This window comes from Clostridium celatum DSM 1785, from assembly GCF_000320405.1.
GTDB lineage: Bacteria > Bacillota > Clostridia > Clostridiales > Clostridiaceae > Clostridium > Clostridium celatum.
Map to the genome: position 1 here is coordinate 25,102 of NZ_KB291597.1, position 7,576 is coordinate 32,677.

4 protein-coding genes, 1 pseudogene and 1 other annotated feature are annotated in these 7,576 nt (G+C 29.4%); of the genes and pseudogenes, 4 read left to right on the forward strand and 1 reads right to left on the reverse strand.

Going from position 1 to position 7,576, the window contains the following annotated elements; genetic code table 11:
* Positions 1 to 18: 18 nt before the first annotated feature.
* Entirely contained in the window at positions 19 to 1,194 is a 1,176-nt protein-coding gene (locus HMPREF0216_RS00225) for a class I SAM-dependent rRNA methyltransferase (RefSeq protein ID WP_005209692.1), read from the reverse strand.
* 157 nt (positions 1,195 to 1,351) lie between these two features.
* Between HMPREF0216_RS00225 and HMPREF0216_RS00230 the strand changes: the two genes are divergently transcribed.
* From HMPREF0216_RS00230 to HMPREF0216_RS00245, 4 genes and pseudogenes are all read left to right on the forward strand, one after another.
* Positions 1,352 to 1,597, forward strand: coding sequence for a GIY-YIG nuclease family protein (locus HMPREF0216_RS00230; protein WP_005209694.1), 246 nt, complete (start codon positions 1,352 to 1,354; stop codon positions 1,595 to 1,597).
* Positions 1,598 to 1,677: 80 nt separating this feature from the next.
* Positions 1,678 to 2,181 (forward strand): GNAT family N-acetyltransferase, encoded by a 504-nt coding sequence (locus tag HMPREF0216_RS00235; protein ID WP_005209697.1) that lies wholly within the window; start codon positions 1,678 to 1,680, stop codon positions 2,179 to 2,181.
* A 506-nt stretch (positions 2,182 to 2,687) separates the two neighbouring features.
* Positions 2,688 to 2,929 (forward strand) — a binding site (T-box leader).
* A 96-nt stretch (positions 2,930 to 3,025) separates the two neighbouring features.
* Positions 3,026 to 6,136, forward strand: a complete 3,111-nt coding sequence (ileS, locus tag HMPREF0216_RS00240) for an isoleucine--tRNA ligase (RefSeq protein WP_005209698.1) — start codon at positions 3,026 to 3,028, stop codon at positions 6,134 to 6,136.
* A 179-nt stretch (positions 6,137 to 6,315) separates the two neighbouring features.
* Positions 6,316 to 7,313: pseudogene (locus HMPREF0216_RS00245) on the forward strand (LacI family DNA-binding transcriptional regulator).
* Positions 7,314 to 7,576 lie beyond the last annotated feature (263 nt).

Sequence of the window (7,576 nt, forward strand, 5' to 3'; positions counted from 1 at the left end):
TTTAATTAATTGCGATTTTTAAACTACTTGGAAGATAAAGAATTTTAAGTAGTATGATTCATCTGAATTCCAAAGAATTGGATGATCGGAACTTTGAGTTCTAACCTCAATTTGTCTTAAAGTTCTTCTAGCATCATGTGCAGCTTCAAGAACAGTTTTCTTTAATTGTTCTTCACTCATATAATGTGAACAAGAGCAAGTTGCAAAATATCCACCTGGTTTAACCATTTTTAATCCTCTAAGGTTTATTTCTTTATAACCTCTAATTGCAGCATTAACTGTATTTCTTGATTTAGTGAAAGCTGGTGGATCTAATATAACAACATCATATTGTCTACCTTCTCTTGACCAATCTCCAAGAACATCAAATGCATTGTGGCACTCAAATTTAACTGTATCTTGTAAGTTATTTAATTCAGCATTTCTAGTTGCACAATCAACAGCATGTTGAGAAACATCAATTCCAAGAACTGATTTAGCACCAGCAATACCAGCGTTTAAAGCAAAAGATCCAGTATGAGTAAAACTGTCTAAAACATCTCTACCCTTACAAATTCTATGAATTGCAGCTCTATTTTCTTTTTGATCTAGGAAGAAACCAGTTTTTTGACCATTTTCTAAATCTACTATATACTTAACACCATTTTCAATAATTTCAACATCAGTATTAAATGGTTCAGTTAAGAAGCCTTTAGTTTGTTCTAAACCTTCTATTTCTCTAGTTTTTATATCACTTCTTTCATAAACACCTTTAGCACCATATTCTTCTACTAAAATCTTAACAATTATATCTCTGTATTTATCCATACCTAAAGTTGAAATTTGAATTACATAGTAATCTTCAAATTTATCTACTGTAAGACCTGGTAAAAAGTCTGCTTCTCCAAATATAAATCTGCAAGAAGATGTATCAATTACGGTTTTTCTATAATCCCAAGCAGCAGCAAATCTTCTTTTAAAGAATTCATAATCAATTTCTTCATTTATGTCTCTAGTCATTATTCTTATAGTTATTTTGCTTCTATCGTTTATATAACCTTTACCGATAAAGTAGTTCTTGTGATTATAAACTTCAACGATATCACCATTTTCATAGTCACCATCATATTCATTTATTTCATCTATGTATATCCAAGGACGCCCATTTTCTGCTTTTTTATTTTTACCTTGGTGTAAGAAAAATTTACATGCCATATATTAATTGCTCCTTTTTTATTAATTCTCATAAGATTATAACATAACTATTGTACTTTATTATTCAGTATTGACAATAATAATAGAAAATATAGTTTACCATACGATATAATTATAAATATGTGGAAATTAATAAGTTAATTTAAGAGGTTTTTAAATGAATTATGTTTATATATTAAGATGTAATGATAATAGTTTATATACTGGATGGACAAACAATTTAGAGAAAAGATTAAAAGTACATGCTTCTGGTAAGGGAGCAAAATATACTAAAGCTAGATTGCCTATAGAACTTGTTTATTTTGAAGAGTTTGAAGATAAAATTGAAGCAATGAGAAGAGAGTACGTAATTAAGCAACTTACTAGGAAGGAAAAATTAATATTAATAGAGAAATTTAATTAGATGAAAATTATTATATAAAAATTGTAAAGATTATTTAAGTAAATTTGATAATAAAAAATTAAAGTGTTGGGGGCAAAATTATGGAGATAAATATAAGAGCAATAAGAACTGAAGATGCAGAAGGGATCAATGCAATAAGGGTAATGGATGGAGTACGAGAAAATATATTAGGTATAACTAGTGAAAGGATAGCTAGAAGTAAAGCATTTATAGAAAGCTTAGGACCTAATGATTATCAATATGTTGCTGAAATTAATGAAAATGGAAAGAAAGTAATAATAGGTACCATAGGATTAAATGTATCTGTAAATCCTAGAGTTAGGCATTGTGCAAGTTTGGGGATTATGGTTCATAAAGATTATCAAGGAATGGGGATAGGAAAAAAATTAATGAAAACTATAATTGACTTAGCTGATAATTGGCTTATGTTAAAGAGAATAGAACTTGGAGTATTTGTAGACAATGATAGAGCTATAAAGTTATATAAGAGCTTTGGATTTGAAGTTGAAGGAACAAAAAGGTGCGCAGCTATTAGAAATGGAAAATATGAAGATGAGTTTATAATGTCACGAATTAGGAATTAGTATTATAGAGATGAAAAGAAATTATTATTTTATAGAATAAAGTATATAATTCAAAAATAAAATTTAATTTAGTGTATATAAAAAAATAAATTACACATACTATTATTGTAGCAAGGTGGATGAAGTTTGAAGCTAAGCTACTGAAGATGAATCAGTAACCCAAAACTACTGATTCATCTTTATTTTTTAGCACAAAAAACTACTTACAAAATGTAAGTAGTTTGAATCGTTAAATTTATAGGGAAATGGGATTTTGGGTAGTATTTTAAAAATACAAAGAAATTAATGAGTTATTAAAATTAATTCAAATTATATAATAACAATTAAGTGTTTCAACGATATTTATTAAATCATATCAGAGTAAAAAAGTCAACAATAAAATTAAATTAATATCAAATAATAATTATTATTGTTTAATATTTATAAAAAGAAGTTTAGAAGAAATTTATAAATAATACTTTTGGGCGCAATTGACAAGGAATAATGCATAATATATAATAAATTCATTAAAGACTATGATTAGGAAAAGTACTTTTATTAATTTTTTAAGAGAGTGATTGGTTGGTGTGAAATCATAAGATTATTTAAGGAAAATCACCTAGGAGTTGGAGGCTGAAAGCTATGCAATTAAGCTGTCACGTTAGCCCGCGTTAAGGGATAGGATATGAAAGTATCTGAAATTTGGCTCATAGTATAGTTATGAGTTTATTAACCTTAGGTGGTATAGCGAATTCACTTCGTCCTTTTGGGATGAAGTTTTTTTATTTTTAAAAACAAAGGATTAAAATATGTCTTTAAGAGAATAATTTTAATAGTTGATATCTGTAGAGAAAGGAGAATTCTTATGTACAAAAAAGTAGAATTGCCAAATGGTTTTGTTGGTCTTGAAAAAGAAATAGCAAACCTTTGGACTGCAAGAAATGTTATTAAAAAGAATTTTGATATGAATCAAGATGGTGAATATTTCACTTTTTATGATGGACCTCCAACTGCAAATGGTAAACCACACGTTGGACACGTACTAACAAGAGTTATGAAAGATATTATCCCAAGATATAAAGTTATGAAGGGATATAAAGTAATAAGAAAAGCTGGATGGGATACTCACGGACTTCCTGTTGAACTTGAAATCGAAAAGAAACTTGGTATTTCAGGTAAAGAGCAAATCGAAGAATACGGAGTAGAAAAGTTCGTTAAAGAATGTAAAGAAAGCGTATTTACTTATGTAAGTATGTGGGAAAAAATGACTAACCAAATTGGATATTGGGTTGATATGGAAAATCCATATGTAACTTATCATAATCCATATATAGAATCAGTTTGGTGGGCATTAAAACAAATGTGGGATAAAGGTCTTTTATATGAAGGACACAAAGTAATGCCATACTGTCCAAGATGTGGTACTGCATTATCATCTCATGAAGTTGCACAAGGATATAAAGATGTTAAGGACTTAACATGTATTGCTAAATTTAAAGTTACTGGAGAGGAAAACAAGTATATATTAGCTTGGACAACAACTCCTTGGACATTACCTTCAAACTTAGCTTTATGTATAAATAAAGCTTATACATATATAGAAGCAAAGGTTGGAGAAGAAATATTAATATTAGCTAAGGATTTAGCAGCTAAAGTTTTAGGGGAAGACTATGAAGTAGTTAGAGAATTCCCAGGAACAGAACTTTTAGGAACTAAATATGAACAATTAATGCCTTTTGGTAAAGTTGAAGGAAAAGCTTTTGAAGTAATCCATGGTGATTATGTAACTTTATCAGATGGTACTGGTGTAGTTCATATAGCTCCAGCTTATGGTGAGGATGATAGCTTAGTAGCTAAGGCTAATGGAATTACTTTCATCAACTTAGTTGATAGAGAAGGTAGATTTGTAGAAGAAGTTACTCCATGGGCAGGTAAGTTTGTTAAGAAATGTGATGAAAGCATTTGTAAGTGGCTTGAAGAAAATAATAAGTTATTTAAATCAGAAAAGCACTTACACTCATATCCACATTGTTGGAGATGTGACACACCACTTCTTTACTATCCAAAGGAAAGCTGGTTTGTTGCAATGACAACATTAAGAGATAAGCTTTTAGAAAACAATAATAAGATTAACTGGTATCCAGATAACATTAGAACAGGTAGATTTGGTAAGTTCTTAGAAAATGTTATTGACTGGGGTATTTCAAGAGATAGATACTGGGGAACCCCACTTCCAATTTGGGGATGTGAATGCGGACATAAAGAATGTATCGGAAGCATTGCAGAATTAAAGGAAAAGGGAATTAACGTTCCAGAGGATATTGAATTACACAAACCTTATATAGATAATGTTCATTTAAAATGTGAAAAATGTGGAAAGGAAATGACTAGAACTAACGAAGTTATTGACTGTTGGTTTGACTCGGGTTCAATGCCATTTGCACAATTACACTATCCATTTGAAAATAAGGAATTATTTGAACAAAATTATCCAGCTCAATTTATATCAGAAGCTGTTGACCAAACAAGAGGATGGTTCTATACTTTACTTGCAATATCAACTGCAATATTTGATAGAAATCCATTTGAAAATTGTATAGTTTTAGGTCACGTTCTTGATAAGAAGGGCTTAAAGATGTCAAAATCAAAAGGAAATGTTGTAGATCCATTTGATGTGTTAGATGCACAAGGTGCAGATGCTACAAGATGGCATTTCTATACTGCAAGTGCTCCATGGCTACCTACTAGATTCTCAATAGATGATGTTGGTGAAGCTGGAAGAAAGTTTATGGGAACTTTATGGAATGTTTATTCATTCTACGTATTATATGCTGAATTAGATAAATTCAACCCATTACAATATACTGATTTTGTATCAGATAACGTAATGGATAAGTGGGTAATGTCTAAACTTAATTCATTAGTTAAGGATGTAGACAATATGCTTGCTTCATATCAAATAACTCAAGCTGCTTTAGCAATTGAAGACTTTACAGATGAGTTATCAAACTGGTATGTAAGAAGAAATAGAGGAAGATACTGGTCTGAAGAATTAACAGATGATAAGATTGGTGCTTATGTAACTTTATATAGAGTATTAACTACTTTAATTAAAGTATCAGCTCCATTTGTACCATTTATTACAGAAAGCATCTACCAAAACTTAGTAGTTGGATTAGATGAAAATGCTCCAGAAAGTATTCACTTATGCAAATGGCCAGAAGTTAATGAAACAGCTATAGATAAAGACTTAGAAAAAGAGATGGATTTAGCTTACACAATAGTTAAACTTGGAAGAAGTGCAAGAAATGGTGCTAATATTAAGAATAGACAGCCACTTTCTAAGATGCTTATTTCAACAGATTCACTTCCAGAATATTATGGTGATATCATAACTGATGAGTTAAATATCAAAGCTGTAGAATTTGGAGCAGACCTTTCTAAGTATGTTAACTTTGAAATTAAGCCTAACCTACCAGTACTAGGAAGAGCTTATGGTAAGTTAATACCAGGAATAAGAAAAGAAATAGCTGCAAGAAACCAAATGGAATTGGCTCAAACTATTCAAAATGGTGGAGTAGTAGTTATTAATGTTGATGGAACTGAAATTGAATTAAATAAGGAAAACTTATTAGTTACTATGCAAGGGCTAGAGGGTTATGCGTTTGCTGGTGAAGGTTCAATTGGTGTTGTTTTAGATACTCATGTTTCAGAAGAACTTAGAGAAGAAGGTCATGTAAGAGAAATAGTTTCTAAGATTCAAAATATGAGAAAAGATAAAGGGTTTGAGGTAGCAGATAAAATTAATTTATATGTAGCAGACAATGAAATGCTATTAGAAGTAATTAAAAAGTTTGCAGATGTTATTAAGAGAGAAACCTTAACCCAAGAAATAGTTTACAATGGAGAAGTTGATTACACTGAAACAGTTATAAATGGCGAAAAGCTAAATATGACTGTAGAAGTTGTTAAATAACTAATAGATTTGTTAATAAAGGGTAGGGATTAAGTAATAATTCCTATCCTTTTTTCAAAGAATAGTAATATAAGTATACGTGCTTAATCTATAAATGCAAAAAATGATTAAAATTATTGTATTAAATAGGAAAAAAAGGTATAATTAATAATTAAAATAGAAAATGGAGTGATGTTGATATGGCTACTTCTATAAAGGATGTTGCTAGGGAAGCTGGCGTTTCAATAGCTACTGTGTCTAGAGTTCTAAATGATATAGATGTTGTTAATGAAGATACTAAGAAAAAGGTATTAGATGCAATAAAAAAACTTGGATATAGACCGAATATTGTGGCTAGAAGTTTAAAAACGCAAAGAACTAAAACAGTAGGAATTTTAGTTCCTGATATTTCAAGTGGATTTTATCCAGAAATAGTTAGAGGTGCAGAAGATGTTGCAAATATATATGATTATAATGTAATATTATGTAATTCTGACTTTGATTATGAGAAAGAAAAAGATTATTTAAGAGTTCTTAAAGAAAAAATGGTTGATGGTGTTATATATATGAGCTCTTCATTAGAAGATGAGACATTTGATATAATAAATGAATTAGATTTAAAAACAGTTTTAGCAGAATCTAAAGACAAAGAAGGAAGATTACCAAGTGTAATAATAGATAATGTTAAAGCTACATATGATTCTACTAAGACTTTAATTGATAAAGGATTAAAAAATATCCTTTTGTTGGAGTTAATAAAAACTCTGTAAATGCATGGGGAGATAGACATGTAGGATATGAAAAGGCATTAAGTGAAAATAATATTTCTATAGATGAAGATTTAGTATTTTTAAAGGATTTAAAAGCAAAGAGTGGATATAATGCAGTAGAAAAATTCTTAGCTAGTGGTAAGAAATTTGATGGTGTAGTATGTGCAAGTGATGAAATTGCCATTGGGGTTATAAATGCGTTAAGAGAAAACAATATTAATGTACCAACTGATGTTAGTGTAATTGGATTTAATGACAATGTAGTTGCATCATATTTTTATCCTAAGTTAACAACAGTAAAGCAACCTAGCTATGACATGGGATCAGTAGCTATGAGAATGCTTATTAAAATGTTAAATAATAAACCTTTAGAACAGGATCAATATGTATTAGATTATAAGCTAATACAAAGAGAAAGTTGTAAATAAGAAAACAGCTAATTAGCTGTTTTTTTATTTTATGCAAAAAAGTTTGAAATAATAGAAAAAATATGATATAATGGCATTATGATTTGATAACGTTTACCAGTGGCGATTGTTTAGAAATGGGTACACATTCAATTAGGTATAGGTAATATATTGGGAATTTGGGAATTTGAGAATTAGGGTAAGTAAGTTTTTTAAGGTTATCAAATAGAGTGAATGATTGCTAGATTGGTAAAAATTAAAAAATAAGAGGATAGTTAACTATC